This window comes from Pantoea sp. R102 (assembly GCF_004916815.1).
GTDB classification, from domain to species: domain Bacteria; phylum Pseudomonadota; class Gammaproteobacteria; order Enterobacterales; family Enterobacteriaceae; genus Pantoea; species Pantoea dispersa.
This window is the reverse complement of sequence record NZ_SDFT01000041.1, coordinates 34,684-60,818: the sequence shown is the minus strand read 5'-3', so window position 1 is coordinate 60,818 and position 26,135 is coordinate 34,684. Positions and strand designations below refer to the sequence as shown.

Below are 26,135 nucleotides of genomic sequence, written 5' to 3'. Positions count from 1 at the left end.
GGCCCGGCTGATTCCTGGGTAACAGGCCCCGCCAGTCGCTGATTATTCATGCACCAGTTTCTCAGCTCTTTTTAGGACGGCAACATCGTAAGGCTGAGATCCGTTTTCGTGAACGATAATGGCCCGGACTAGTTTCAACATCGTCGTGCTGTCCGTTAGGTTAATATGCTGGTGGGCAGGAATACCGGCCACGGTGACTACACTATCAATGTAGGCCTGCGTGTCATTTTCTTCAGGCGGTGCCCAGCGGTGAATGATGCCCGCGATCGTATTGAGGCCATGCTGCTTTTGATAGCGTTTCAGAATCATCATCATGGCCCGAATACCGTACTCCGGGCTGACGAACTGGCAGAACGCTTTGTCTGTTTGCTGTAACTGCGGAACGAGTCCCCGCCAGTGATCTCCCCATCGTATGTTGCCGGGATTATTATTACGAATCCCGCGGGCATTATTCGCTTTCATTTTTATCACCGAGACGATTATTAATAAAACGCAAGGCAAAAGCGCGCAGGGAATCTACCCCGATGAAGCCGACAGCGCCGCCGATCGCGATGGTTGCCGTTCGCGGCCAGTCGAGATAAGCCAGTCCTGAGGCGACGGTTAATGTCAGCGCACCACACAGCAGACCTTCGAGGATCATTCTTTTCCAGCCTCCGCCGGTATAAGCGATACGCAGCACAGCCATAAACATCGCCAGCAGAATAGCCCCAACAGGCGTTTCTCCCCGCCACCAGCTTTGTATCAGCGCTTCTAAAGCTGGCCAGCCATTCAGATTGTTGTGCATTGATTCTCCTCCTGACTGACCGGAATCTACAAAAGAAACGCCTGCATAAGCAGGCGTTTATGGCATAGCATCCTGTTTTGGCTTTGTTGAGTTGCGCAGCATGCGATACCCGGTTAAAAAAACCGGACAAAAGCTAACCAGGGTAAACAATGCGTCTTTATCACGGCACATCATTCAGTGCCTCTCAGAGCATTATCAGCTCAGAAAAAATTCTTCACGAGATTAAACGGACTTACGATGAATCATCTCCCTTCCCCACAACGAATGGCCTCGTCTACCTGACGGATAATATTGGTTATGCGATATACGTGGCTAACAAAGAGGCCGTGTTCCGCAGGGACAATTTTCTTTCAGTGTTCGAAGTGGAAGTCGACGAGACCGAACTGTTACCGGATTTTGACGAACTTGATTACGTCTACGGAATCAAGCGTGTGGACGCTGCAGATTTCACGTATTCAGACTCGCTGGAAAAGGCACAGTCCTGTTGCACCGCCCGTAGCCTGCATCTCTTTGCAGATATCAGGAGACAATTAGTTTTGCCCTCAAGCATGAATCTGAAGCATGAGCTCCTGACTCTGACGCGCGAGCTTATTATGCTGCGAAAACACGGCGATCACCGTGAAGCCTGTGACAAACTTCACTTACACCCCTGGCATATCTTCGCCGCAGTCGCATCACCGGAAAATAAGTAATTTGAGGCAAGCGCCAGAGCGCTTGCTTTCAACATTAATCCGGCTGCAATGCGTGAAGCGGATAAACCGATGCTGAAAGAATACGCAGACTTTTACGTACGTAAAGTGGGTTCACAGGAATAAGCGTCCGGTACGCGGTGTACAAATCGGTCCATTTCAAGTGGCGCATCGAGTATGACGAGCATCCCCTCAATAATGCCTTCGGCTTTTTGTAGTTTCTTTCCTATGTGTCCATCTGAACAGTGATGTTTTCTCGCCAGCGAGAGGAAGGTATGGCCAAGAATGTAATAGTCCACGAGCAGGTCATGCAGGTCTGCATTTCTGGCGTAAAGTTTAGCGATACAACGGCTGATAATCAGTCCATCCTCATCACAACATTGAGGGCGTGAGATCACCTTATCAGGAAAGAGTCCGGTGAATCCGGCTGCAACCCTGTACCATGATATTCGTTCCGGGTTATTTGAAACCCAGGCTCCCCAGCGTTCTAGCACCATCTGAATATCACGCATTGCCCTTTTCTCCGCCGCAAAAACCAGAGGCGCTCAGCATAACACAGACGAGGGACGGTATCCTGGCCGGAAAATGGCACCAAATATTCTGACTTTGTTCTTTTTCCCGGCAGCAGACTGAAACGTCAGAAATCATTATCTCCCTCCCGTATCGGCCGAACCCATATGCACACTTAATGCAATAACTATAAAAAAAGACACAAAATACGCATTCTTCGCCTCATGTGCACAATAATCGTGCAACACAGGCCCCTGGGTGGGGCAAGACAAAATAAAATCATTTACTGCCCCGGCAACGGCGAGTCGGTTAACCATCAGACCGGATGGTTCAGGCTGCCTGATTATCACTCCTGATGACTATTAGTTTCAGTAAGTTAAGGTTTTTTAGTGAGCAAAGCTGTCCTGCTTCCTATCGACCGCGAAAAAACCCGGCATGGAGCTTGCAAAGACGCAGTGCACTCAATACCCCGCCAGAAAATTTAAGCCATGAATGATTTCGATGGCAACAACGTTGAACCAGAAGTTGAGGAACCGATGTTTAGAAAATCACGATTTATCATTACATTGTTATTGCTATGCGCCATGGCTACAGGTGTAACAGCCGAAAGTGATAAGCGAGCACCGACAACACCAGAAGCAGAACAACTTTCGCCCCGATCGGGCCCTAATAGTACATACTGTAAAATCCATTATCAGCGGTGTACTGCACGGTTGCCCCCGTACAAAACGGTAATGCAGAGACAGTGTTATGATGCATTCAGATATTGTCAGGCGCAGGGTGATTTCATCATTAGGTAAATAAAATGGGTAACTAAAAAATGGGAAAAACAGATTTTGAGACTATTAACAGAATTGTCCAGGACATTGAAGCCAGAGTACAGAATCTGGCTGATTCTTTGACACATGAAGATGAGCTAGAGCCTGACTTCACCTTGGTAGAAATTGCCAAAATATACTCTTGCCTACTCAATATCAGCGCAAAGATTTATGTTAAAAGGCCTGATTTGGTCCCTGAACACCTCAGGGATTGCAACTGGGATGAATACATCCCTCGGTAATAATAACTGGTCTGGCAGATACTGCTAGCAGCCCCATCCCGCCCGTCGGTCGTTCCACCGGCTGGCGAGCCCATGCCAGAAATCACGCATCAGGCCACCGCCTTTCTGGTGTACGTCAGTTCGCGGACCTGATCGCCGTTCATGAGCATGTCGTTGAAATCACCGTTATGACACCAGCGAAACGTTACTTTCTGAATATCGTTTTGGGCCAGCCGGTTTATCCAGGCACAGGCAAAAGCCGCTGAATGAGGATCCATGTCAGCCAAAATTATCAGGTGGGTTACCCCGGTCAGCACCCGGAATGTCTTAATTAAACCGCTGTTCATTACCGCCCAGGTGTTCGCCCCGTAATCTGATGGCAGGACAGCGCCGTCTCGATGCCTTCTGCAATCGCCAGGGTTGACGACGCCGGGAACATGCGGATAGCGACCGAGTGGGCATATTCATCAAACGCCAGATTCGACCGGCCGACTCCCACCACCCCACAGCTCCAGCCAACCATTCAGCCAGTCGTGCTGCTCTTTGGATAGATTAAGCTCGCGTACTGGCATGTTTCACCCCCATGATTATGGAGTAACACTGGATTTTGACCGTCGGTTCACCGCAAACGAGCCCTCTGCGCAGGCCGTCTCTTACCGTACGGGGTCTTACCAACCGCTGACACCTGTAGAAAATACGTTGTACCGTCGTGAGCAAAGGCAGCTGAAAAACCGGCCCTGAGATTGCGCCAGTTGTTTGCCGTTCCGGGCAAGCAGGGGTTCAGGCATAATCAGGCTAAACCCGGGCAAAACATCCCCAAATGTCCTCCTTAAATAGAGAACGGTCACTCCCTTATTCAAATCCGGGTCAGCCAGATGTCCGGCATCCGGGTTGAATAGGCACACTGACAGCGCACCCTTTATCCCCTGCAATGTACGAATTAGCCTGTACACGCTCAAATCGCCGCTCTGATTTCCCACGCCGTAATTAACCTCCCTCCCCCTGATATTACTCCTCCTCACTAATTCCGGATTGACAGGGCTCAATTGTATTCACCACTTTTCAAATAAGTTTAGCAAATCAGTATTTTTTATTTTCTTGGGGGGCTTTATAAAAAAATTAATCTGAAAGATGTGTTTTTCGGATTTACTTTTGATTATTACACACCATGAAACAACCTAATATCTAAACTTACACGGAAAATACCTCACAGGACTTTTAATTAATCGCGAGATGTATAAGATAGGTCCCGCCTTAATGGCAAACGTCAGGCCAATGTCCGGGGAAAAGAGACAGCGCCTTAAACCTTTAGCCTGTGCCTCCCTCACAGTGTTTGTGAGGGAGTTTTTTTAGGCTGTCGCGTCAATAACGTCGACAAAAAGACAGGAGGAGCCGTGCGATTTTTCATCCGGGCCTGGATAATTGCCTCGACCTTTTACACGATATTTGAACTCACTGTTCGTTTGTGCCATCTCTACCCTGGCGGCACCAACTTCATTATGGTCACGGGGATATTTATTAACATTGCGATGAATAACTTCATCCTTGACACCCTTTTTGGGGAAGAATAAATCCATTAACTTTCGGCAGACGCGAGTCGTCTGCCCTTGCACTAAGGTGATAGCCATGAATAATCATGTTACCGGCAATTCTGATTTCCCCACCCTTGAGGAGATTAAATATGCGAGTTTAGCCGAGAGGAAAATCAACTGTGTGGTATACACCGGCGCGATACCTCTGATATTTCTTGTTAACCCCAAAGGAATTGATTTGCGCGCCATACAGATAGCCTCTGGTTATGGCATGATTTTCTTCCGCCCTGGCGCTGAGGAGGAGGCGCAAAAAATCAGCAATATCTTCGACGACTTTGACCGCAATTACGCGCACTTTCTGGCGGCAGGGTGGCGCGGGGTTGACGAGAAGTCATCTCGTGAAAAAGCGGGCGATACGAGCAGTCCGAAAAAATGTGCCGGCTATTCTGTCCCCACAGGGATAGATCCGCATGAAGGCATCGAGTACGCACTGATGCAGAAGAAACTGAAGAGCGTGGCGCACTTTGAGTACTTCGTTCCAGTCGAATTCATCACAAACCCGTTAGGTCTGGAGATGAAACATGTTGATTACAAGGAGGGACTGGGCCGGATTTATTATTTACCCGGCTTTGAAATCAGCGCCACAGAACTCAAATATGAACTCAGTAAGGATGCAGACCCATTCAATGAGCATCGCATCAGACTGGTCGGCCGCCTGCTGGGCTACCAGCATACTGACATTGAGCAGTTTCTGGCGTTCGTGCGGGCAAGAGAAAACTTTTACTCCTAGAAACGCGACACATTAAGCGCATGAGCGCCTAGTTGTCCCAGTCGTACCGTTAAGGAGACATGCATTATGGGAATGAAAGCTTCCATAATGCATGTCTCCCCAAGAAGCTGATTCGTGTGCGAAGGTGCTATCGGATTGACGAACCATAGCAAAAACATTTGTACTCCAGTCGCTTATCCGGCATACACCATTTCAGCAGGCGCTGCAAGACTGTTCCTCGTTTAATAAACTCGCGGGCAATGTTAAGCGTCACTTGGAAAACCGGTTCACAGTGATGGATGTGCTTTTCTTCATCGACGAAGGATTGCTCGCCACGCATATCCTCAGCCCACTTAGCCCTCATGTCCTGCAGTTTGCTGACGCTAAAAGCTCGCTACCTCCTTTACTGGTTTGACCACAACAAATGATAAACATCATATCGGTCATCCTGTCAGCGTATTAAAGAATACCCTTTTCAATTTCCGAACGTTTTTCCAATAAAATGTTGCCATTTCCCCCTGAAAATCATTTATCAACATCAAAAATTCATTCTTCCTTTGGATTCAACTCAACGTCTTCGTTCACAAAAAGCACGTCCGCACCCCGTTTGGAAGTGCCTTAAGGCGTAGTTTGTGGGATGATTGCAGCATGAATATGGGAGAGATTGCGTGAACATAATACCTATCCGTCGCGAGTCTGAATGGACCGCTTTGGAATTCTTTGCTGGTATAGGTCTGGCCAGAGCAGGTATGGAGCTGGCAGGGATCAAAACGGTTTGGGCAAATGATTATGATTTGAACAAAAAAGCAATGTATGAAGGTCACTGGGGTACCGGCGATCTCATTCTTGCGGATATTCACTCCCTCAGAAGTGAAGAGTTGCCTGCTGCAGATGTCGCATGGGCGTCTTCTCCCTGCACTGACCTGAGCCTTGCGGGTAAACGCGTCGGCTTACGTGGGGGGCGTGAATCGTCCGCTTTCTTCGGCTTTACCGATTTGATTGCGAACATGCATGAGCGCAGGCCAGAAGTAATCGTTCTTGAGAATGTTACCGGACTCGCCTCTTCTCACAACAGAGAAGATTTAAGAGCTGCAGTAAAAGAATTTAACTCGCTGGGCTATGCAGTTGATGCGATAACTTTAGATGCACGCCGCTTCGTTCCACAGTCACGCCCCCGACTCTTCATCATTGGTGTTAAGCATCCTATCGATGGCGGTGAGCAGGATACGTGCTTAAGGCCAGACTGGCTTTCATGGCTGCATAAAGATGCTGAGCTTCGCACATTCATGATGCCATTACCTAAAGCACCGGATTTGCTGGCTCAGGGATTCACCGAAGAGGTAGAAATGATGCCAGACAGTGATCCCAGATGGTGGGCTGCTGAAAAAGTAGCGGCATTCAGAAATTCTATGGCCCCCGTTCAGCGCGAAAGGCTGGAGCAATTTGTCAGCCAGCCTGAGTTAACCGCCCGTACGGCCTACAGGCGGACACGTAACGGCGTCCCGGTATGGGAAATGAGGCCCGAGGATATCTCAGGATGCCTGCGCACCGCTCGCGGCGGTTCTTCGAAACAGGCTGTAGTAATCATGGGTAATGGATTACTTAAAATCCGCTGGATGACCGGACTTGAATATGCTCGTCTAATGGGGGCCGGCTGGTACACGCTGGATAATCTGCGCGACTCACATATACAGTACGGTTTTGGAGATGCAGTTGTTGTTCCAGCTGTAGGTTGGGTTGCCAAGCATATGATATTGCCTCATCTGGAAGGAATTGCTAAATCACATGGAGAAAAAGTGAATGAACATGCACAACCCTACTGAAGCATTTTTGAAAGCAGCACAAGACTGGTACGAAAGTCAGCGCGCCGAGAATGGTGCCATGAACACCAATGTGATGAATGCGGGCCTCATTGTTTCCCGCATGATGGCAGATGGTTTGCCTATCACAGATGAAAGGCTGTATAGCAATGGCAAAAGTCAGGTGCGTGGTTTGAGTGGGCCGGCAATTGCAAAGATCCTCGAGCAACATGGTGAAACGCGAATCTTCACGCGAGAAGGAGGCCGAACTTCAAGAGGAACTGTCTTTCTCGCTGCGGCGATTAGAGACGTGCTTAACGACACTCACGTTTCGGTAGGCAATCCTATTGATGCATTATTTGTCTCATCTAAGCTTGAGGCATTTTTTACGAAATGTGTGAGACTCGATTACTTTGACAAGCAGAGAATAACGGTCGAAATTGACTATACCAAACCCTTGTCTTCTGTCGTCAGCGATATTCTCAAAGCCGCTGCAGAACGTTCTGATAAACCTACCGGTGCCGTGCTTCAACATCTTGTGGGTGCCAAACTTCAGTTACGTTTTCCGGAGGAAAAAATTGGCTTAGACAGGGCTAACGCTGCTGATATGCATACAGACCGGGAAGGTGACTTTCAGGTGGGCACGACGGCGTTCCACGTCACGACAGCCCCTATGGAAAAACTGATTACGCGGTGTGTTGAAAACAAGCGTGCTGGCTACAGACCCGTTATTTTGACTCTGGAAAGTAAAGTTCAAGCAGCCCGACAAATGGCCGATAACGTAGGGATGTCTGAACAGATATCAGTGCAAGCAGCGGAAGTATTTATCGGTACTAACATTGAAGAGATATCGACTTATGATGGGGATAAGATTCGACTAGGTTTGGCAAAGTTGATACGAACATACAATGCGCGTATAGAGAAAATTGAGATCGATAAATCTTTAATGATTGATGAGCCGCGTTGGGTTACAACCATCATGGCCATGTAAATAAACAATGAAATTAAAATGAAATTCACTAGATAAAAATACTTTTCGAAGCTGATATCCATATTAATCTATTGAGCTCACTCTTGAAGTCATGTGTCGATAGGGACTGAAGTTAAATTTCAGACCCTGTCTTCATAAGCATTTTAAGAGGGGTGTAGCTAAGATATTTTCTACTCTTACCTCGTCGAAAGGCAATGCTATCGAAATATTTTAATTTAAAATAACTCACCTTAAAATAAATCAGTCACATTAAGTACTAACCTCACATTCTTAAGAGAATTAACAATGGAAAAGATAAAAAGCGCTTTAACTTGGATTTTCAGCAGATATCCAGAGGAACGAGTTAAAAACTCTCAGACAGAAAAGCTCATAGACAGTATGAGAATAACTTCAAAATGTAGATTCAATGCATCAAACAGATTGGCGCTTAGAAGTAAAACATCGTTTTTTATAACCACGTTATTGTCTCTTGGCTTAATACTTATTCCGTTATTACAAAACTCAGGGGTGAAGCTAAATTTCACAGTTAGCGTCTTAAATATGCTTCAAATATTCCTAGCCGTGTCAGTGCTCATTTACTCGGTAACAATAGGAACAGCAAGATATGACTTGAGATCGAGAGAACTCGATGAATGCGGCCAGAAAATAAAAAGATTAATTCGCGAAGTTAGGACATTTAAAGACATAAACCCAGAACAAACTAAAATTGATTTAGATAAAATAAACTCAGAATACAACCAAGTATTGAAAGAGTCAGAGAATCATTCCAGATCCGATTATAAGCTAGCTAAGCTGGAAATGACTGGGGATTATAAAATAACCGGATTGAAGCGGTTGTTCTTATTGATTACAGCTTTGATTCAATGCTACTTCCCATATCTTTTACCTGCAATTTTTTTGGGGGCGGAGATTATATTTATTACAGATATGCTATCTATAACAAAAACACTTTCACCTTTTTTAAACTCAGGAATAAGTTGAATTTGAAGTTAATGTAATTTTAAAAAATCCCAAGTATTTACAATTATGGCTAGTTTGGCCGTTGCTCTATATATGGCCACATAAATGCATCTTTCCCGGGCGAACCTTCGCTGTTCGCTCATATCGTAATGAACGCCAATGATTTTAGTGACTTATTCATTTTTGCAACCTATCTATTCAGCAGCTCGACAGATGAATTAACATTGCCCTTATTTCAAACTCACACGTACCGGGCAGAACCTTGAATTAAGATGACAGGTAATTCATCACGCCTTATAGCACTTCAATCAATTCAAACTCTTCTGCGATTAGCTCCATATCATCAGAAAAATGCCCTTCATTAGAGAAAAACCGCTTATGTTCTTTTTGCCAGTATTCCAGGCTTAAGTCTCCCTCCCCTTCCTTGCGGGCGAGCTCTAAAGTAACATCACAAAAACGCACCAGTCGCATTGAAATCAGCCGTGTGACGCAGACCGGGACGTTCTGACCATCAAGGATGATGGTATAGCTCCCAATCTTCGGCGCAGTCTTTTCGTTCTGGTATGAGGTAAACGATCCGCAGGAGGCCGTTTTCATCCCGTTTTTAATCAGTGCTGCGAGCTCGCTGGCCATCTCTGGACTGTCACCCATTTGGCCAGCCTCTGCACCTGGATACTTAACTTTCAATTCTTCAACCGTAACCATTAAGGGTCCTTCCTGACCGTAGATGAATGCTAAATGGGTTTTAACATGAACTGTCCGGACAGTATCAGCGATGCGTTCTTATTGAAAGTGGATTTGCTGCCCAATCATGCCGACATATCACCTTTTTGATTTGTCCCATCTGCTTTAAGCAGCGCCTTCATTTGCCCAATATATGCAAGCGCAGTTTCACTGTTTACGGGCACATAGAGCTTTTCAACCTGAGGGCGTGGCGGCGGGATGTATTCACCTCCCAAAATCCGTTTGGCCATCTTATGGAGTTCGATGCGGCATTTACCACGCAATTCTGATTCGCTGAGGCCTTTTAAGCGCATCTGGCTGTACAGGTTCGTCACCATCCAGTAGTGCGCATTAGCCTGCCACGGATAGGCTTCCGGGGAGCGATACAAGCCGCGTCGTGCACTGTAGCGCATGACCATGTCATACAGCGCATTTTCATCCGGTAAGCCTGCAGCCCCACTTTCACCCTCTTTGCACCAGCTGATGAACTGTCCTGGAGATGGCCAGAACGGGGAACCGCTGGCACGCGCTCGTTTCATGCCAGCCGATATTTGCTGTCTGGACGTGATGCCGTTTTCGGCGAATGCAGCCACCCACTGACGCTTTGCTGCGGCTTCGTCCCGGGGGTTTTTCAGCGTCGTGCTGATGGATGCAGGGAAGACCAGTTTAAGCGCGCTGAAGAGCATGTCCACCAGCTGCTCAATGGCTGAGCTAAAACCGCGATTGTCAGGCTGCGCGCTGCTCCCCTCCGTTTCTGCTACTTTGCTTTGTGGCAGGTCATAGAAAACGGCTTCACGATGCGTCATATGAAATTATTCTCCCACTCGCTGAGATCGTTCCAGTGGGGCTGGTTTACAACGCCCGTCAATGGCTGACCGTGCCAGGCTCCCTGTTTGTTCTGGTAGCTGAGTTTCTGGCTGGCTGTGATAAACCAGTTCCTGGGTTTTTCATGCGTGAACTCGATATCAAGTTTTCGCAGCTCGTAAACCAGATCCACGTTTGCATAAAGCTTCTGCCACGATGTGAAATCCGCGTGGTTGAGCTTCACGATGTTGCCTTCGAAGGCGTATCGCGATCGCGGTATAAATTCCGCATTCGTTGCGTCAGCAACGGGTGTTATATATTTAGATTCTATGACTGGTTCTAATGACTGATTCTGTGACCCGTTTTTGGGTACATTCAAACACCCGTTTTTGGGTACATTCAAAGACCCGTTTTTGGGTACATTACCGTTTTTGGGTACATTCCCGTTTTTGGGAACATTACCGTTTTTGGGTTCATTACCTCTGACTGAATTACCCCGTTTTCGGGTAAATTCAAAATCGAGATTTAGCTGCAGAACCCGGACCCGTTTTGTGGGACCTTTACGCTCACCAGTGTCTGTGATCAGGCCTTCGCTGATCATTTGATTGATCCATTTACCGATCGTTTTCTTGTCGAGGCCTGTGTCGTTAACCAGCCTCATCGTGCTTGGATAACAGCGGTGAAATTCGTCGGCCCGGTCTGCCAGGGAAAGGAGAAGAAGTTTTTGTGAAGCCTTAAGGTCAAGGCCCCAGACCCATTCTGTTGCTGCACGGCTCATTTATCCTCCGCAAAGTAAAAGAGTTGTACTGGTTTCGTGTTAATGTCGTGGTCAAAGATTTGCCCTAAAGCATTCACTACAAAGCAACGGTGTCGCCTGCTCTTGAATTATTAATTGTGTGACAGCTGAATGATGGTCACGGTGTAGAATCGTTTGTTGAAAGGTTCGCTTTTCAGCGACGTAGGACTTCATGTCCGTTTTTAGAGAGCGGTTAATAATCAAGCAGCGAGAAGATTCTTACGGCTTAAATCCAATAAATCCTTAGCCTGAATTTTCCCGTTGGAAATCTCTTGAATTGTTAATGCGTATTGTGTTTTCCCAAAAAACTCTGTCTTGGGGAGAAATCCGTTTTTAAGCCACTTATAGACGGCCCTTTCACTGACTCCGCAAGCCTTAGCTACTTCGGGAATGCCGATAAATTTGATCGGCTCATCTAAGTTATGCATGGGCCTTCCTCTTTCGTACTTTCAGTACGCATATTAGATGAACTGAAAGTTTTTACAACTGGTTTACTATCGTACTCATGGTTCAAAGAGATAAATTGCGCGAAGAATTTTCCAAGAGGCTGGCGCAGGCCTCACGCCGTGCAAAGTTAGATGAGCATGGTCGTGGAATAGCCATCGCAAGAGCGCTTGGCGTCACATCTAAAGCAGTCAGCAAATGGTTCAATGCTGAGGCTATGCCACGGCAAGATAAAATGAATGAGCTTGCTAATTACCTGGATGTGAGTCCCTTTTGGTTACAGCATGGTGCTGTTGGTCTGCATGCCGACTCTTTAAAGAGTAAATATGAGGGCGAAAAGTCCAACGACGATAATAAAGGGATTGATACAAACATCTCTAATCCAATCCCCTCCCGTGGAGTGCGATATCCAGTCTTGAGTAGGGTACAGGCAGGCGCGTGGGCTGAAGCGTGCGAACCCTATACTCTTAAAGATATCGACTTATGGCTTGAGTCTGACGCGCATACACAAGGCGATGCGTTCTGGCTTGAAGTTGAAGGCGATTCAATGACCGCACCCATGGGTCTCAGTATTCCTGAAGGTACGTTTGTGCTATTTGATACCGGGCGCGAAGCAGTGAATGGGAGCTTGGTTGTGGCCAAACTCACTGACGACAACGAAGCTACATTCAAGAAGCTCATCATCGACGGCAGCCAAAAGTATCTCAAAGGCCTAAACCCACAATGGCCTATGGTACCGGTTAATGGAAACTGCAAGGTAATAGGTGTAGCGATCGAGACGAAGATGCGGCTGGTTTAAGGCTCAGTGGCCGGAAGAGACGTTTGGGTTAGAAGAGGTCGAAGAGATGCGGCCTTTTCCCTTTTAGGGCGGCGGTCCTGCACAATTTCCATGCTCCTGCAGCAAATATTAAAACCTGCACTTCAATGCAAAACCTGCTTTAATTTTTAAAACCTGCACTTTTTATTTGATCCTGCGGTTTTGTGGTGGTTAAATGCTCATCATCAATCAAAGGGGAAAATCATGCCAACTTTAGTAGAAGAAGTTCTCACAAGATATGCGCAGGTAGTTGAAGAAGGATATGTTGCAGAAGGCGGCCCACGCTTCAAGAGCTATGCTGTCTCTAATCTTCGTGGTGGTGTTGGTAAGTCCACAATGACGTTCAATTTGGCATATGAGATATCCCGCCGAAATTCAGTATTAGTCGCTGATCTTTGCCCTCAATGTAATTTAACGGAAACTATTTTAAAGGGTGCCAACCCAAAAGTTACTGTCGCGCATGCCTTGACCCCCAAGATGCTAGGTCCTGCATTTGGTGAAAAACCTGAAGATATCTCTTACAGAGTTAGCACCTACATAGATGACTTTAAAGGTGGTAAATCCTGCTACGCGATTCCAGGTGATCCTGAACTTTTCGCTTTTCCATCAAGCATGTATCAACAGCTACAAGTGGCATTATCCCGAGGTGAGCCTAAGGCTGTAGCTACCCTCTTGACTTCGCTGCATACAATTATGAAAGAAGAAGCAGCAGACAAGAAATGTGAAATTTTGCTCATGGACACGAGTCCATTTTACGCTGGAGGCACGCACTTAGCGTGGTGTGCGGCAGAAGCATTAATCATCCCTGTTAGGGTTGATGAGCATTCTATTGAGTCGTTAAATCTGACACTTAATATGCTTTCTAAGAAAGAAAAAGATTTTCAGATGTGGAATGAAAGGGCTGGCGGTTTAAGCTCACCTAAGGTGGCAGCTATTGTAATGACAATGGCGGGTTCTAAAAGCCGCTTATCCTCAACCCCCGGCAAAGCATCTCAGATGTATATTGAAAGAGCTGTTGGAATTGCAAATAAATATAGTCATTTATTTGCAGATGAGGATGTTAGCAAGGCGTTTGTTGTGACGGATGATTTCGTCTCAAGCGGGCAAATAAGCGGAGCAGAAAGCATCCCCATTTCTCAACTTAAAGTTGGCCGATTCCACACTGTCAGTGAAGGTAAAAGACTCCAAGTTAACCAGTCTGTAACCCGTTATCAGAAACAGCTTAGATATCTCGCCAGCATACTTTAACCTTAGAAACCCTTCCCCCGCGCGGGGTTTTCATGACCGCAGCAACCCAGCCCGCCACTGAGCGGGCTTTTTACACTTACCATATGAGCAAAAAACTAGCGCTACTATTCAAGCGAGAACGACTAAACCTGAGGCCCTGGGAGCCGACACCAATTGAGGGTCTTCACCGAATCGCAGCAAAATGCGGGCGGGACGAAATCGCAGAGATACACATCAGATTACGGTATTTTCAGGCTGAGAGAGAAATGACGCCCGAATGGGATGGCGACACTCAGGACGACATCTGGAGAGCTAGCCATGAACTACGTCAGATTCTCAATCTGATAACTAAAAGCTAAGAGCCCGCCACCAAGCGGGCTTTCTTGTGCATGAAATTATTTTTCTAGTAAATTCAACCTCATAAACCAAATGTACGATATTTGAATAATATTCCGTACCTTTGGTACTTGATTTAATCGTACTTTAGGTTCAACATCATCAATGTCAGCAGGACGCTGGCGCAGTACGAAACGGATAGCACGCTCTTTAACAATGGTGACGGAGCACCTACGTGGCTGAAAAGCCAGTCATTACCAAAGCGTGAGTTTCGGGATGGGCGCAAACCATCACCAAAATTCACTCGGGAGGTATCTATGACTCGAAGAACTCCATTCACAGGTACAGCGTCAAGCCGTCGTCGTGCTCGCCGCGTTCATCTTCAGCGTGAAGCCAACTTAAGCGTAGAAGTGGTGAGTTGCCCTGATCCAGACCATGTCACGTTACAGTACAAATGTCCGGCAGCTAATCGCGTAGATAAAGCAGTGGAGACGGAAACGGGGTATCACAAACAGATTCTGGACAGCGCGGCGAAGTACGTTGAGCAGCGCATGAGCAGTAAATACCAGAAGGTCTGTAACGAAGCAGGACGCCAGATCAGCGCAGTGCAGAAGCCGTACAAACGAAGTATACCGCTTATCTGAACAGGCCGGAGTATCACGGTTGCGAAGGGAGGCGCGGTGTGGCTAATGGACAGAGCCCTTTCCCCCCACTAAAAACTGAAGCCGGCAAAGAATGTTGCTGTCTTTAATCTGCAACCGAATGGAGCCTTGCGTTCGCCACATTCAGGACACCCGGCTAACCTGCCACAAGGAGGCATTTCGACGTTTTTTAGTTAGGAGCGCTGTTCCTGGCCCCCTTTTCAATCCTCGCCAGGGAGAGCTGAGACAGCCGCTTATGCGGCTTTTTTTTCGTCCAGACCCGGAGAACACCATGCATAAAAACAAATCCTCTGAAGTACTGTCTCAGGAAGAGATGCAACGCCTCACCCTCACCCACATTCAGGCATATGTGAATGCCTGCCATTGCCAGACCCGCAGCGATGTGCTTCTGGCGCTGGAGCACTGGCAACATACCGGCGCTAATCTGGCTGAGTTTATCAGGACCACACGTATCATCGTGATAGATGATCAGGGTCACCATGAGTTCTGATGCGTCACCACGTTAACCCCGCCCGTCAGGGTAATCATTTGACCCGGAGGTCATCATGCAGAACCGTGAAGCAGCACAATACGTGACAGAGACCATGCTCGCCGTTTTTAACACTCTTACGACGTCAGTCCAGCAAATCAATGCCCTGGTGCAGGAAGGGAAAGTCAGTTCGGCGGAAGCAGACCTGTATCGTCAAAGCGTGATGGGCCCGCTGGATAAGATGCTGGTATCCACCTTAACCTCCGTTTTTGAACGCTATCCAGAGCTGCGTCCTGCCAGTTCCTGCGCAATCGCCCATGAAGGTAAGGGACAGCATGGCAGCTGAACACCTGAGCACAACGTTAAAGACCGCCCGCTGTGGCGGTTTTTTTATGCCTGAAGGAGGTTCTCTATGGTTATTCAGATCCGCACTGGCCGGTACACCTTCACCGCCAGCGTTTTGAACAGAAGCCGGCAGATTGTCAGTTTCGGGGAAGGCGTTGCCTGGGTGTTTGTGCAGAGGCTGGCCGCCGCCTGCGCCGCTGAGATGAGGTTTCCGTGATGTCCAAGCCTCATGTACCCGACAGGATATCCCGGCGCGCAAAACAGCAGCTCGAAAAGTGGCGTGCCGGACAGATCCATGCGAGACGCACTTACCGTGAAAAGTATCTGTCGCTGCGCGTTAACCCGCAATGGCGCCTGCTTTCACGCAACAACGGTCGGAGCTGGGAATTACTCAGCCACGCCGATTATGACAAACAAATCTGAACCGGCATTGTCATTCGTCAACCGGCTATACCGGCCAGAGAGGAAACGCATTATGGAACCGGACAAACTACACCATCACCTTGAAGAACATAAACGCTGGCTTGTAACTGCGGGCGCGGAGGGCAAACGGCTCAACCTGAGCGGTCAGTGCCTGGCCGGTGCCGATCTGACCCGGGCAAATCTTGAACATGCCCTCTTCTACGGGGCCGATTTTGAGCGCGCCCAATTGCGAATGGCAAACCTGCGATACGCAGCCCTGGACAGGTGCAATCTCTCCTTTGCCTCACTGTTTCACGCAAAGCTCAATCATGCGTCGATGAATCATGCAACGTTTCTGTCGACCGATCTGCGTGTGGCTGACCTGCGGGATGCCCGCCTGAACGGGACTGATCTGCGCGGCGTGATAACGCTGACCACGAGGTTGCCGGAGAAAACTTGGTTAATCCTGGGCGAGACCTACGACATCCAGATCACCCACGGCGACTGGGTAAAAGCAGGCTGCCAGATGCATACGCCAGCGCAATGGCGCGCATTCAGCCGCGGGGACATCCTTAAAATGGATGGGGAACGTGCGCTCAGCTTTTACCCGCGCTTGCTGGATATTCTCGATTGTTATCTCGGTGTGGGTGAACGGCCTGACTGGGTCTGCCAGCCGTGACTGACAGCTTTTCGGTATTTTTATTCATCCAGAGGAATGACAGCCATGAAGATTCATTACAGCGCGACGCCCACGCACGCCACGCTTCTGATCAAAACCAGCGTTTTTCGGGCGTGGTTGCATGATCGCGTGATCAGGGCAGCACTGATGGCCGCGCCGGGTGCCCGCGTCACCCACACGGGCACGTTTGTGATTCATACGCGCATCTCCGGCGATCCGGCACAAATTCTCAACGCGACCCGCGCTGCCCGTCGTGAAGAAGAAGGATAACGGCGGGCTCAGATGCCGGCTTTTCCCGAAATCGTAACGCCTGCCTCACCTCTGCCGCTTCGCCCTACAGCCGGACGTATCGGCACCCATTATCGTTAACTGACTGTTCAAAGGAACATTTCCCATGATGCAACAACACATCAGGGGCGATGCCGCTTTTGCTCGCCCTTTTGACGCCATACACGATATTGAGTTTGACCGTAAGAACATTCTGACCAGCGCAAGCTTTTCCTCTTCCGCGCCCCCCGCATTGCCTCCCCTGCCCCCTCTGCCGGCGCTGAAGAAAGGGCTGAAACATGTTGTGCGTATTTGGGTGCAGGAGGGCAAACCATGATGCCGTTTGTCCAGCTGGAACATCGCCGACATGAACTCAGCGAGGAAGAGCAGCAAATTATTAAAAAAGAGCAGTGGATTGATGATGAAACTGCACGCCTGCTGCAGCGCTTTCCTCCTTACCTTTCCGGCTTTCGTCACTGGCGGCAGGACGCCGAAGTGAAGGCGTGCTGTGAACAGGCCGATGCGGAGGAGGCGTATCAGTATTTCATCTGGCAACTGGCTTATGGCCAGGCGCAGCGCAATTATCCGCCTCTCAGCGCTGTTGAACTCTCCACCAGCCGGACCTGTCAGCCGGGCGTCTCATCCGGCTTAACAGGCCAGATGCCGCCAGCCCGTTAAGGGGGACACCATGAATAAAGACACTTCCCGGCAGAAGCCTGCGCCTTATGTACGGCTGGCCATTATTGCTGCAGAAGCTGAGAACGCCGGCGCTTACGGATTTGCCGCAGCGGCATGGACGGCGGCTGCCGGACTGGCACGACGTGACGCTAATCGCCGGTGGGCAAATGAACGCTCAGCGCTCTGCAATAACGCGCTGAAGCGTGACTGGGGGCGCCTTGATAGCCAGGAGGAGGAAAGACATGACGTGGTTTCCTGATCCCCTTTGTGAGCAGCCAGCTGTCGCTGACGGGAGCTTTCTGACCATCACCCTGCTTATTGCGTCAGGGCTTTTATTTCAGATTTGCATCACCGTTTTCGCGTTTTATCCGGCACTGACCCACCGTGCCGACGGTGTAACGCCAGGGAGAGGTGATGGCATCTGCAAAGAGGAGGAATTCCATTGAAAACCGATCATGAACGGAGGTTTAAATCGATGCGCCAGTTAGGGTACATCTACATGGTCGCGCTAGCGATCGGGGCCGGTCTGATGACCGGTCTGGTCAGTGTGGCAGTGGCCTCATCCGTAATGGCCATGCTCATCAGCCGCTGAAGCCGGTGCCCGGTTTTAATGCCGGGCACCGTTTCTGACGGCCCCTGTATCCGGCAGTCCTGCGCCGGGTGATCGTGAACAGACCGGCAGATTGAATACCAAGAGAAAAATGATGGAACTTCGTGACGATTCACTGATTGACATGAAATTTATGATGCAGGATTCTGGCTTTACCGACCGCTACTTCTACAAGCAAATCGAGAAAGGCAGACTGCCACCGCCCCGTAAGTATGGTCGGGTGTCCCGGTGGGAATACCAGGAATATCGGCGCTGGAAGGCGTCATTTTCGCGAAAATCAGACGCCTGAACGTACACCTGTTTCATTGTGGGCATAATTGTGGGCACAGCCCATTTTCTGAACTCGAAAACCGCTTACATATCATATAACTGTCCAGCAGAAATGATGTCTGCAGGGGACACCAGTAACAGCTCTTCTGCTTTGGTTTGCCGCTTCGCTTATTGCTCCTCTCCCTCTGCCACCTCAATGCTGTTTTTCATCTGCCACAAGGTGTAAATCTGCGATCGCAGGTGCTGTTCGAGCTGGCGGATAAGCTGCTGCCGCTGGGGCGCACTGGCTGGTAGCGAGTGAATTTGCCGCAATTGTTCCTCGATGGGCTCAGCCTGCTGAAAACGGGTCATCATGCCAAATACCGAGGACTTCAGCTCACTCACCGTGATGTATTTGCCTTTTTGCTCATCCAGTCCATTCAGCCGCTCGCTTAACTGTGCCAGCTTCATCATTCCCTGATGCCAGGCCGCAAGGTTTTGCGCTGGCAACGTGCTGGCCTCAAGCTGATGCTGCCACCGCGCAGATAACGAACCCGTCTGTTCGGGCCACAGCGCCTGCGCCTGCTCCACCAGCTGCTGGCCATACGCAATATTCCAGTCGGGCGCGAGTTGCTCCAGGCGAGATAACTGCTGCTGCGTGTCGGCGATCAAGGCTGATGGTAAGGAGGTCCGCTGCCGCAGCACATCCCGCTGCTGTGGCGTGAGTGTGGCGGGCACAGGACCCAGCGATGCCACCAGCTGAGCCTGCAGTGGATCGGGCCGGTGCAGATATTGCCAGCCGCCCACCGCGACCACGCTGATAAGCAGCATGGTAAACATCCCGGCACTGAAAAATTGCCAGTTATTACGACGGGCCAGCGCCGCTGTCTGCACCTTAATCTTTGGCTGATGTTGCTGCTGCGCGACATACGCCCATCTGGCGCTATGCGAAGTTTTCGTTTCATGCGGATGTGCGGATATTGCCCCGTTAACTATCGTGGTGCCGGGCAAGATGTCGCTGGTCGTACCGTCACGACTTTCCAGCCTGGTGGCACTGTTGTGCATCAGAGCACGCAATGTATCAAGCTGGCTAAGGTGTTTAAGCTCCAGCCGCTGTAATACGGTCCCCAGGCGGGTAAGCAGTTGTTCAGCACGATAAAGCTGACTCAGATCGCCATAATTCAGGGAAAGGGTGCGCATCTGCTGCTGCACGCGCTGGCTCAGGCTGGTGAGAATGTCCATGCGCGCGTGGATCGGTTGCGGCCACAGCACACCCCACTGATGACTCACCAGCGCTTCCAGTAGCGCCAGACCTTCATTCAATCCGACCAAACCAGCCAGTTGCAGGCGGGCAAGCGTGTACCAGGCCGCGGTCTGCAACTCCACTCCGTTTTGTTTGAACAGAGAAAGGCAGCGTTGTTCAACATAAAGCCAGTCTATATCTGGCCGTGCCGGATGGGTCAATTTGCTCAGCTCTTCACGCAGAGCAGCATAATCCGGCAGCTTACGCGGGTCGCTGCCGGTTTTAATCCGACGGGCAAGCATGTCATTCATGACTTATTGTCCCTGTGAGGTATGTACAGCGTGGGAGGATACTTAATTACGCAGTTTGGTTTTTTGCCTGTTCGAGACTCTGCAGATACGATGATGCCACCGGATCTGAAACATATTGGTCAAAAGCTCTTCTATCGATTCGTCTAAGCAAGAGCGATGCTTGATAAGGTCTTTTTATGATGCAAAACCCAGGAATCAATCGCTCAAAAGATACAGGGATTGATAGACGTTTAAGTCCTGCCTGTTCAAACAGGAGTCTTGTAAAAGAGTATGCACAATGAAGCAAACCACAGCGCTAGCAATGAAAAAATAGCTTTATAAAATATTATTTTAGCACCGTGATATCGCTCAGCCATAGAGCGTGTCTCCTCCTTTCTTTTTGCCCACATATGCGCCATCCCGTTATCGAACTCAGTGATATCGCTTTGACTCGCGATAAGCTGAAAAAGTCGTTCATCCAGCCACAGGCGCCAGCAGTAATAATGAGTCAACAAAAAGAGTCCCATCAGTAATACGCAATCGACTAAAAATAAGAGATTAAAAACCAGCACCATCGGTGGCAGAGTCAGCACTGCAAAATAGCGCCAGCTCGACAGATGAATTTGCATGATTCGGCTGGTCATGATGGTATTCGACATCTCAACTCCTTGTGAAACGTTTCCAGAACCTGAAGATGGGCAGGCGTAAGTACTACCTGAGGGCGCCGGGATTTAATTAACGCCACAGCCTGCGATACAGACTCGGTATGCCCTTCACTTAGCAGCCAGGCCGCTACAACCGTTGCGCTGCGTGATAAGCCTAAGGCGCAGCATACAAGCACACTTTTATGTACTTGCTGCAGTTGGCTGAGCTTCATCACGGCCTGCCGGAGGTCCCGTACACCTGGCACCACCAAATCCATCATCGGGTAAGCTTTCCAGTGTTTAGTTTTGTGGCTGCCTTTATGAAATTCAGCTGTCAGGTCAAAAACGGCAGCCTGCGCCACGGTGGTGTCAGGAAACCGGCCCAAAGACACACCGTCATAAATAACGCTGCTCAGAGATATTCGTCTGGAAAACCATTTTTTCGAAAGCCCTGCCCCGACTAAATAGGGGAACAACAACAAGCGGGCAGAGAGGGATAACTCGCCGTGGTTGTTTTTCTGAAATATCGTCACCCCGAGCCCGGCATAGCCTGCCGCCACCGTCAATAATGCTGCAGCAGGCCACAGTAATATAGAGCTGTAAGAACGCAATAATCCCGCCATCAAAAACATGACTCCTCCAGCACAGTATTTCATGGCTAGCCGCAAGGCATGCGCTGACGGACGATGCCACAGCCAACCGCCTTCAACCGGGATGGCATAGCTAATCAGCAACCCGAACACAATCCCGCTAACAACATCGATGAAATGGTGCTGCCAGGTGGTGAGAACCGATACCGCGATCAGCAAAAACCACGCACCGGAAAACAGCCTTGCCACCTTCCCCAGATGATGACGAAAACGCAGCCACAGCAGCCATGTCAGGATGATATGCAGCGACGGGGCCTGATTATAAGGCAAATCAAACTGTTCTAGCTGGTGAAATAGCCAGCCAAACATCCCCTGCGTTTCAGGGCGCACGAAGGTAAATTTCAGCGGGAACAGGAGAAAGCCCACGCAGGCAATAAGCGATGCGGCGAGTAGCCGACAGCCGTGGCGGGTCAGTTCCTGCTTCGAAGTACAGATAAACAGCGAAATACCATACAGCAGGTCAATGCTCCAGTAAGGCACGATGGTCCAGGGCATAAACGGGATAGCATGTTCCCACTTAAGGACCATGCTTCCCACATCATGACGTGTAGCCGTGAACTGATTAACCTGCCCATAGCTGAGGAAAAACAGCGGTCCCAGCAACACCAGCCAGCACAGCCCCCGTTTCCAGAGGCTGGCGTTGTTCTGCATGAGCGCGGATTCAGCCATGCGGCTTTCTCACGGCCAGCGAGACGGTGAAAATACCAAACTCATCAATCATCTGATGGCATTTCTCGAAGCCCGCCTGCTCCACCAGCGTGTCCATCTCTTTCTGCGTGCGCACACGCATCATCCACGGAATGCCGTTTTGATGGCTGGTTAAGGTATAAGCGATAGTTTTTAACTGCGGATGCCACGGCTGCCCGGTGTAGACCAGCACACCGCCAGGCGGTATTGCCGCAGCCAGCCCGGCGAGCGAGGCTTTAATTAAGGCATTATCCGGGAAGAGTTCATACAGCCCGGAAACGATCCCCAATGTCGGAGCGGGATCAAGTGTGGCGAGAGAGTCATAGTCGAAGGCATTGCCCTTTTTGAACTGAGCTACGTGGCTTAACCCTCGCTCTTCAATCTTGGCCTGACCTTTCTCAACGTTCAGATCACTATAATCACGCAGCAGGATGCTTTCGATATCCTGATGTTTCTCCAGTGCGTCGAGCACATAGCGGCCATGTCCCGCCGCGATATCCACTACGCGTACCGGCATATCTGATTCTTTCAGCCTTGCGACAGCCTGTTCTATGACCTGCTGAATATTGATTTTGCGAACCCGGATCCCCTGCCAGCCGACACTGTTGAGGTAGTGTTTGTCTATCATTCGGCCCAGAATGCTTTTGCCTTCCGGGGAGTTTCGGTAGACATAATCCAGCGTACTGCCGGAATCAAAACCCGTCTCGTAGCCCAGGCGCATCCCATTTGACAGTCTGCCGACGGTTTTCATGCCATAGCTTAACGAAGAATAAAATATGCTCTCCAGAGAGCATGCTTTCGGTCGTGCCTGCAGTTCGCGGTAGGCGTCGGCACTCGGGCTCCACTGGTCTTCATAGCTGTAATCGAAGGTGTAGGGTTTTGCCGCATAGAGTTTGTCGACAAAGGTTTTGATTTTATCGAAGGCCTGGGCGCGATCTTTTTCGCCCAGCGTATCGTGATAGAAGCCAGGCAAAATATGCTGCTCTTTGATGGCACTGCGCAGACCGGCGTAGAACTGTTTTTGTGGCTTTGCGTGTACTACAAAATCATCCCCAGAGATAAGTAACTGGGTCGGCAGCGTAATGGCAGCAGAGTCGGACACAATGCGCTCAGCGGTTTTGTAGAGATCGAGCAGAATGTTCACCGCAATTGCCCGCGTGATGAGCTTATCCTTTTGAAAACTGGCGACACGCTCCGGATCGTGGCTAAGGTATTTCCCTTTCACATACGAGTTGACGTAAAAAAGGCCACGGACACGCTGCATCAAACCAAGGCCCGTCCTGGCGAAGGGCACATACAGTTTGACCTTAAAGGCCGGAGAAGCCAGCACCATTCCTCGAATTTTCGGCGCATAATCGTGAACCCAGGTAGAGACCAGTACCGCCCCCACGCTCTGTGCAATCACTACGATGTCCTCAAGGCTGACCTGCGCGTCCTTCGCCACGAAGCGCACAAACTCATCCACGTCCAGAACAGAGCGAGCCAGACTCGGGCTGTAACCACGATCACCCGGCGACTGACCGTGGCCGCGAGCATCCCAGGCGTAAAAATGCGTGTCAGGCATATCCAGCTCATCGACAATATGTTGCAGACGTCCGGAATGTTCATGTCCACGGTGAAACAGCACAATTACTTTCTTAGCGTTGCCTTCCGTTGCAGGCCAGTGGCGAAAATAGAGCGACTGATCATCGCTGGTTGCAAATGTGCTTTCCTGAAATAAACGTGCTTCCTTACTCATGTGATTTTCCTTGTTGCCTGCTGTTGTAACGTGACAAAACGAGTGAATAACGATTGCTTAAACGTGGCTTTATCCGCGTCGTAAAACAGCGGTTCGTCGATGAAGATGTCGATAAAAAACGGCACGGGAATTTTCTGACCTTTACCCATTGAGCGGTCCAGCCCGTGCATATAGATGGGGATAATCGGCACCTCCGGGCATTGCTGGCTCAGATGCCAGATGCCGGATTTGATCTCAGAGAATTTCCCCGGCTCGCCGCGCGTGCCTTCGGGGAAAATAATCACAATTTTCTTTGCTGCCAGCGCATCGATGCAGGCTTGCAGCGGATTAGCCTGATGGACTCCGCGATAAACAGGAATGATGCCGATGACCTTTAGAGCGAACCAACCAATCACTCTATTTCTTAGGAAATAATCTGCCGCCGCCACCGGCTGCACGTTTATCAGCGTTGAAAGTGGAAACAGCGTGAACAGCGTCAGCACATCCAGATGGCTGTTATGATTCGCTACGATAATGGTCGGGCCTTCCACAGGCAGCTTTTGACGACCCGACACGCGAACGCCCAGCCAAACCCAGACCACGGGGTACGCAATGCACAGTGTAAAGATCCAGCGCAGAAAACGGTTCATCTGCGCCCCTTATACATAGAAGTAGTAATAAAAGTGGAAGAACAGCGGCGCGGTGTAAATCAGCGAATCCAGACGATCAAGGATGCCGCCGTGCCCCGGCAGCAGTTTCCCGGAATCTTTCACGCCAAAATCACGCTTGATGGCCGACATCACCACATCGCCACAAAATCCGCTCAGGCCGATAATCACTCCGGCGCCCAGCGAATGGATCCAGTTCATCGGCGTCAGCAACGGACCGAAAATGGCTGCCAGCAGCGTGGTGGTCAGCACGCCCCCCAGCAATCCGGCCAGCGTTTTATTCGGGCTAACCTTCGGCGTAACCTTGATTTTGCCCAGTGATTTCCCCCACAAATATTGCGAAATATCGTTAAGCTCGGTGGTCGCGACCAGGAAGATCACCAGCAGTGCCCCCGCTTTGGTATCCATGCCCGGCAACACCATCAGGAACGCAACATGGCTTAAAGCAAAAACCGTCGTCATCATGCCCCAGTGCATAACGGATGCTGAGTGTAAGAACCCTTTCGTATCACCAACGAGCACCATGCGGGCGGGCAGGAATAAAAAGACGTAAATTGGGATGAAGATAATGAACATGCCGTACCACGACATGCCCACCCAGATATATTGCAGCGGGATCGCGGCATACATCCACAGCAACGGCATGCTGTCAGAGCGGCGTGTCGGAGCGAGCGTCAGATATTCCTTCAGGGACAGGAAACTGAGAAATCCGAAGAAGGTGAGCGCCAACCCTTTGGGTGACAGCATCGCCAGTGAAAATAAGCCAACGATGACCCACCAGCTGTTGATACGCTGCTGGAGTTCCAGCCAGTCACGCTGCGGGTGGCACTTTTCTAAGATGAAAATGATGGCGGTCGCCAGCACTAAAACACTGAAGATCCCGCCGAGGCAGTAATACAACGTGTGCAGGGAATCAGGCATTGGTGACCTCCAGCGCACTGCGACAGCGGTTGATTGAGGTCCAGGCCAGCAGCACAGCCAGGATACCAAAGACGATATTGGCGACGATGATGTACTGCGGCCAAAGCGCGATAAACAGCCCCAAAGCCCCCAGCACAAAGGCACGGTCACTTTTCCCCATCGGACCACGATAATTTCGTATGCCTGTAAGCGTCTGAGCGATAACACCACCAAACTCTGTCAGCCACGACAACAACACAACCAGAACAACCAGCCATGGCGATATACCGGTCAAAAATGCAAATGCAAGATAAAGCGCTGCATCAGCTATGATATCTCCGATCTCATTAAGAATGGCCCCAAGCTGGCTTTTCTGATTAAACTCGCGTGCCAGCATGCCGTCTATCGCATTCAGCGCCATACGAAGAAACAGAAAGACGGGTAGTAAAATGTAAAGACAAGGGTCGGGAAACAGCATCAACCCCGCACCGAGCATCATCGAGAAAATTGCCGCACTGACGGTTACCTGATTAGCCGTTACCCCCCGCAGAAACAACACGCGGACTAATGGCCGTAATAAATCCTGAAATTTTGGTTTAATATCGTAAAGAGTCATATTTTAATTTGATAGTCCATTTATCATAAAAAACATTCACTACCTGGCATTTCAATACTCACTGCCAATAATAAGACACAGTGAAATTCCCGCACATTTTAAATATGCTGGCTATGGTGTTCGTTGACATCACTATCCA

The 26,135-nt window shown here is 49.6% G+C and carries 34 protein-coding genes and 2 pseudogenes; 19 read left to right on the top strand and 17 right to left on the bottom strand.

Annotated elements, in window-relative coordinates:
- Positions 1-42: 42 nt before the first annotated feature.
- Positions 43-462, bottom strand: coding sequence for a structural protein (locus tag ERD80_RS05455; protein ID WP_136546084.1), 420 nt, complete (start codon positions 460-462; stop codon positions 43-45).
- Entirely contained in the window at positions 449-784 is a 336-nt protein-coding gene (locus ERD80_RS05450; protein ID WP_136546082.1) for a phage holin, lambda family, read from the bottom strand. The genes ERD80_RS05455 and ERD80_RS05450 overlap by 14 nt, the downstream gene beginning before the upstream one ends.
- A gap of 149 nt (positions 785-933) precedes the next feature.
- Here ERD80_RS05450 and ERD80_RS05445 point away from each other — a divergent pair, with 149 nt between their 5' ends.
- Positions 934-1,476: a hypothetical protein gene (locus tag ERD80_RS05445; protein ID WP_136546080.1), complete on the top strand. Its 543-nt coding sequence runs from the start codon at positions 934-936 to the stop codon at positions 1,474-1,476.
- 92 nt (positions 1,477-1,568) lie between these two features.
- On the opposite strand, the gene ERD80_RS05440 is transcribed toward ERD80_RS05445, so the two are convergent.
- The 4 genes and pseudogenes from ERD80_RS05440 to ERD80_RS05430 form a co-directional block, all read right to left on the bottom strand.
- Entirely contained in the window at positions 1,569-1,985 is a 417-nt protein-coding gene (locus ERD80_RS05440) for an antiterminator Q family protein (RefSeq protein WP_136546078.1), read from the bottom strand.
- Positions 1,986-3,132: 1,147 nt separating this feature from the next.
- Positions 3,133-3,482 (bottom strand): annotated as a pseudogene (locus ERD80_RS05435) (toprim domain-containing protein); the annotation flags it as partial.
- A 5-nt stretch (positions 3,483-3,487) separates the two neighbouring features.
- Positions 3,488-3,594 (bottom strand): annotated as a pseudogene (locus ERD80_RS22800) (antiterminator); the annotation flags it as partial.
- Positions 3,595-4,371: 777 nt separating this feature from the next.
- Positions 4,372-4,650: a hypothetical protein gene (locus ERD80_RS05430; protein ID WP_136546076.1), complete on the bottom strand. Its 279-nt coding sequence runs from the start codon at positions 4,648-4,650 to the stop codon at positions 4,372-4,374.
- Between ERD80_RS05430 and ERD80_RS05425 the strand changes: the two genes are divergently transcribed.
- From ERD80_RS05425 to ERD80_RS05410, 4 genes are all read left to right on the top strand, one after another.
- Positions 4,649-5,344 carry a hypothetical protein gene (locus ERD80_RS05425; RefSeq protein ID WP_136546074.1) on the top strand — a complete coding sequence of 232 codons (696 nt, stop codon included), beginning with the start codon at positions 4,649-4,651 and terminating at the stop codon, positions 5,342-5,344. The genes ERD80_RS05430 and ERD80_RS05425 overlap by 2 nt on opposite strands.
- A gap of 647 nt (positions 5,345-5,991) precedes the next feature.
- The gene (locus ERD80_RS05420) at positions 5,992-7,146 is read left to right on the top strand and encodes a DNA cytosine methyltransferase (protein WP_136546072.1); all 1,155 of its coding nucleotides are present in this window, start codon (positions 5,992-5,994) and stop codon (positions 7,144-7,146) included.
- Positions 7,124-8,113, top strand: a complete 990-nt coding sequence (locus ERD80_RS05415; RefSeq protein ID WP_136546071.1) for a DUF4928 family protein — start codon at positions 7,124-7,126, stop codon at positions 8,111-8,113. Before ERD80_RS05420 ends, ERD80_RS05415 begins: the two co-directional genes overlap by 23 nt.
- A gap of 285 nt (positions 8,114-8,398) precedes the next feature.
- Complete coding sequence (locus ERD80_RS05410) at positions 8,399-9,094, top strand: SLATT domain-containing protein (RefSeq protein ID WP_136546069.1); 696 nt, start codon at positions 8,399-8,401, stop codon at positions 9,092-9,094.
- 273 nt (positions 9,095-9,367) lie between these two features.
- Here the strand turns inward: ERD80_RS05410 and ERD80_RS05405 are convergent, their stop codons facing one another.
- The 4 genes from ERD80_RS05405 to ERD80_RS05385 form a co-directional block, all read right to left on the bottom strand.
- Positions 9,368-9,778 carry an ASCH domain-containing protein gene (locus ERD80_RS05405; protein WP_136546067.1) on the bottom strand — a complete coding sequence of 137 codons (411 nt, stop codon included), beginning with the start codon at positions 9,776-9,778 and terminating at the stop codon, positions 9,368-9,370.
- A 104-nt stretch (positions 9,779-9,882) separates the two neighbouring features.
- Positions 9,883-10,602 carry a replication protein P gene (locus tag ERD80_RS05400; RefSeq protein ID WP_136546065.1) on the bottom strand — a complete coding sequence of 240 codons (720 nt, stop codon included), beginning with the start codon at positions 10,600-10,602 and terminating at the stop codon, positions 9,883-9,885.
- On the bottom strand, positions 10,599-11,378 hold the full coding sequence (locus tag ERD80_RS22795; protein ID WP_248295827.1) for a helix-turn-helix domain-containing protein: 780 nt from the start codon (positions 11,376-11,378) through the stop codon (positions 10,599-10,601). Before ERD80_RS22795 ends, ERD80_RS05400 begins: the two co-directional genes overlap by 4 nt.
- A gap of 218 nt (positions 11,379-11,596) precedes the next feature.
- Positions 11,597-11,824, bottom strand: a complete 228-nt coding sequence (locus tag ERD80_RS05385) for a helix-turn-helix domain-containing protein (protein ID WP_136546063.1) — start codon at positions 11,822-11,824, stop codon at positions 11,597-11,599.
- Between the two features lie 77 nt (positions 11,825-11,901).
- Here ERD80_RS05385 and ERD80_RS05380 point away from each other — a divergent pair, with 77 nt between their 5' ends.
- The 14 genes from ERD80_RS05380 (at position 11,902) to ERD80_RS05320 (ending at position 18,621) form a co-directional block, all read left to right on the top strand.
- Entirely contained in the window at positions 11,902-12,639 is a 738-nt protein-coding gene (locus ERD80_RS05380; RefSeq protein WP_136546061.1) for a LexA family transcriptional regulator, read from the top strand.
- Positions 12,640-12,861: 222 nt separating this feature from the next.
- Complete coding sequence (locus tag ERD80_RS05375; protein ID WP_136546059.1) at positions 12,862-13,905, top strand: AAA family ATPase; 1,044 nt, start codon at positions 12,862-12,864, stop codon at positions 13,903-13,905.
- A gap of 632 nt (positions 13,906-14,537) precedes the next feature.
- Entirely contained in the window at positions 14,538-14,864 is a 327-nt protein-coding gene (locus tag ERD80_RS05370) for a hypothetical protein (RefSeq protein ID WP_136546057.1), read from the top strand.
- Between the two features lie 289 nt (positions 14,865-15,153).
- Positions 15,154-15,372 (top strand): hypothetical protein, encoded by a 219-nt coding sequence (locus ERD80_RS05365; protein WP_136546055.1) that lies wholly within the window; start codon positions 15,154-15,156, stop codon positions 15,370-15,372.
- A gap of 55 nt (positions 15,373-15,427) precedes the next feature.
- Positions 15,428-15,697, top strand: coding sequence for a hypothetical protein (locus ERD80_RS05360; protein ID WP_136546053.1), 270 nt, complete (start codon positions 15,428-15,430; stop codon positions 15,695-15,697).
- A 66-nt stretch (positions 15,698-15,763) separates the two neighbouring features.
- On the top strand, positions 15,764-15,913 hold the full coding sequence (locus ERD80_RS22425) for a hypothetical protein (RefSeq protein WP_168926254.1): 150 nt from the start codon (positions 15,764-15,766) through the stop codon (positions 15,911-15,913).
- On the top strand, positions 15,913-16,119 hold the full coding sequence (locus ERD80_RS05355) for a hypothetical protein (protein WP_136546051.1): 207 nt from the start codon (positions 15,913-15,915) through the stop codon (positions 16,117-16,119). The genes ERD80_RS22425 and ERD80_RS05355 overlap by 1 nt, the downstream gene beginning before the upstream one ends.
- Before the next feature lie 52 nt (positions 16,120-16,171).
- A complete protein-coding gene (locus ERD80_RS22985) occupies positions 16,172-16,777 on the top strand; it encodes a pentapeptide repeat-containing protein (RefSeq protein WP_136546049.1) in 606 nt (201 codons plus the stop codon).
- Between the two features lie 45 nt (positions 16,778-16,822).
- Entirely contained in the window at positions 16,823-17,047 is a 225-nt protein-coding gene (locus ERD80_RS05345; RefSeq protein ID WP_136546047.1) for a hypothetical protein, read from the top strand.
- 124 nt (positions 17,048-17,171) lie between these two features.
- Entirely contained in the window at positions 17,172-17,381 is a 210-nt protein-coding gene (locus ERD80_RS05340; protein ID WP_136546045.1) for a hypothetical protein, read from the top strand.
- The gene (gene gamL / locus ERD80_RS05335; protein ID WP_136546043.1) at positions 17,378-17,722 is read left to right on the top strand and encodes a host nuclease inhibitor GamL; all 345 of its coding nucleotides are present in this window, start codon (positions 17,378-17,380) and stop codon (positions 17,720-17,722) included. Before ERD80_RS05340 ends, gamL begins: the two co-directional genes overlap by 4 nt.
- A gap of 10 nt (positions 17,723-17,732) precedes the next feature.
- Positions 17,733-17,981 carry an ANR family transcriptional regulator gene (locus ERD80_RS05330; protein WP_136546041.1) on the top strand — a complete coding sequence of 83 codons (249 nt, stop codon included), beginning with the start codon at positions 17,733-17,735 and terminating at the stop codon, positions 17,979-17,981.
- Positions 17,965-18,168, top strand: a complete 204-nt coding sequence (locus tag ERD80_RS05325; protein WP_136546039.1) for a hypothetical protein — start codon at positions 17,965-17,967, stop codon at positions 18,166-18,168. The genes ERD80_RS05330 and ERD80_RS05325 overlap by 17 nt, the downstream gene beginning before the upstream one ends.
- A gap of 255 nt (positions 18,169-18,423) precedes the next feature.
- On the top strand, positions 18,424-18,621 hold the full coding sequence (locus ERD80_RS05320; protein WP_136546037.1) for a hypothetical protein: 198 nt from the start codon (positions 18,424-18,426) through the stop codon (positions 18,619-18,621).
- 149 nt (positions 18,622-18,770) lie between these two features.
- On the opposite strand, the gene ERD80_RS05315 is transcribed toward ERD80_RS05320, so the two are convergent.
- The 7 genes from ERD80_RS05315 to ERD80_RS05285 form a co-directional block, all read right to left on the bottom strand.
- Positions 18,771-20,135, bottom strand: coding sequence for a VasL domain-containing protein (locus tag ERD80_RS05315; RefSeq protein ID WP_136546035.1), 1,365 nt, complete (start codon positions 20,133-20,135; stop codon positions 18,771-18,773).
- 245 nt (positions 20,136-20,380) lie between these two features.
- On the bottom strand, positions 20,381-20,773 hold the full coding sequence (locus tag ERD80_RS05310; protein WP_168926253.1) for a hypothetical protein: 393 nt from the start codon (positions 20,771-20,773) through the stop codon (positions 20,381-20,383).
- Positions 20,755-22,077 (bottom strand): phosphatase PAP2/dual specificity phosphatase family protein, encoded by a 1,323-nt coding sequence (locus ERD80_RS05305; protein ID WP_136546033.1) that lies wholly within the window; start codon positions 22,075-22,077, stop codon positions 20,755-20,757. Before ERD80_RS05305 ends, ERD80_RS05310 begins: the two co-directional genes overlap by 19 nt.
- On the bottom strand, positions 22,070-23,833 hold the full coding sequence (locus ERD80_RS05300) for a bifunctional alpha/beta hydrolase/class I SAM-dependent methyltransferase (RefSeq protein WP_136546031.1): 1,764 nt from the start codon (positions 23,831-23,833) through the stop codon (positions 22,070-22,072). The genes ERD80_RS05305 and ERD80_RS05300 overlap by 8 nt, the downstream gene beginning before the upstream one ends.
- Entirely contained in the window at positions 23,830-24,462 is a 633-nt protein-coding gene (locus ERD80_RS05295) for a lysophospholipid acyltransferase family protein (protein ID WP_136546029.1), read from the bottom strand. The genes ERD80_RS05300 and ERD80_RS05295 overlap by 4 nt, the downstream gene beginning before the upstream one ends.
- A 9-nt stretch (positions 24,463-24,471) precedes the next feature.
- Positions 24,472-25,401 carry a phosphatidate cytidylyltransferase gene (locus ERD80_RS05290; RefSeq protein WP_136546027.1) on the bottom strand — a complete coding sequence of 310 codons (930 nt, stop codon included), beginning with the start codon at positions 25,399-25,401 and terminating at the stop codon, positions 24,472-24,474.
- Positions 25,394-25,996, bottom strand: a complete 603-nt coding sequence (locus ERD80_RS05285; RefSeq protein ID WP_136546025.1) for a CDP-alcohol phosphatidyltransferase family protein — start codon at positions 25,994-25,996, stop codon at positions 25,394-25,396. Before ERD80_RS05285 ends, ERD80_RS05290 begins: the two co-directional genes overlap by 8 nt.
- Between the last annotated feature and the right edge of the window lie 139 nt (positions 25,997-26,135).